Below are 1,086 nucleotides of genomic sequence, written 5' to 3'. Positions count from 1 at the left end.
GCCCCGGCCACCCCCCTCCTCGACCGCCTGCACGCCGCCTGGCTCGGCCGGGCGGCCGGCTGCCTCCTCGGGAAACCGGTGGAGAAGCTCCCCCTGCCCGCCATCCGGAGACTGGCCGCCGCCACCGGCAACTGGCCCCTGAGGACCTGGTTCACCGCCCGGGGCGTCCCCGGTCACCTCCTCGCCCGTCACCCCTGGAACCGCCGCTCCGCCGCCACCTCCCTGGCCGAGAACATCGACGGCATGCCGGAGGACGACGACCTCAACTACCCCCTCCTCGGCCTGCTCCTCCTCCAGCGCCACACCAAGGCGTTCACCACCACCCACCTGGCCGGCCTCTGGCTGGACGAACTCCCGGCGGGCCGCGCCTTCACCGCCGAGCGCGTCGCCTACCGCAACCTCCTCCTGGGCCTGACGCCCCCTCACACCGCCGTCCACCGGAACCCGTTCCGCGAGTGGATCGGCGCCCTGATCCGGGCCGACATCCACGGCTGGACGCACCCCGGCAACCCGGCGGCAGCCGCCGAGCAGGCCCACCGGGACGCGACCCTCACCCACACGGCCAACGGGGTGTACGGCGCCATGTTCACCGCCGCGACCATCGCGGAGGCCGCAGCCGGCGCCACCGACGTGCACGGGTGCCTGCGCACCGGCCTGAGCGTGATCCCCCCGAAGTCGCGCCTGTCCCAAGCGGTCCGCCACGGCATCAACGCGGCGGCCAAGGCGTCCCGGGCACCGTTCGACACCGTCGTCGACGACCTCCACGCCGCCTACGGGCACCACCACTGGGTGCACGTCCTCCCGAACGCCGCGCTGATCGCCGCCGCCCTCACCCACGCCGACGGCGACTTCACCGGCTCCATCTGCCGCGCCGTGTCCGGCGGCTGGGACACGGACTCCAACGGCGCCACGGCCGGCAGCGTCGCCGGCCTCCTCGCGGGCTCCCCCGGGGCCCTTCCGGCGCGGTGGACCGACCCCCTCCGCAACCGCCTGGCCACGTCCGTCGCCGGCCTGGACGGCATCGGCTTCGACACCCTGGCCCACCTCACCCACACGGAGGCACTCCGGCCATGACCACCCCCACTG

1 protein-coding gene is annotated in these 1,086 nt (G+C 75.0%); it reads left to right on the top strand.

Annotated features, from left to right (window positions below):
• The coding region (locus E2E34_RS34510; RefSeq protein WP_138905742.1) for an ADP-ribosylglycohydrolase family protein at nucleotides 1-1,074 on the top strand (1,074 nt) is incomplete at its 5' end.
• Nucleotides 1,075-1,086: the final 12 nt, after the last annotated feature.

This window comes from Streptomyces albidochromogenes (genome assembly GCF_005981925.1).
Classification (GTDB): domain Bacteria; phylum Actinomycetota; class Actinomycetes; order Streptomycetales; family Streptomycetaceae; genus Streptomyces; species Streptomyces albidochromogenes.
Note: the sequence above shows the minus strand (reverse complement) of the source record. Positions and strands in the feature narration are given on the sequence as shown.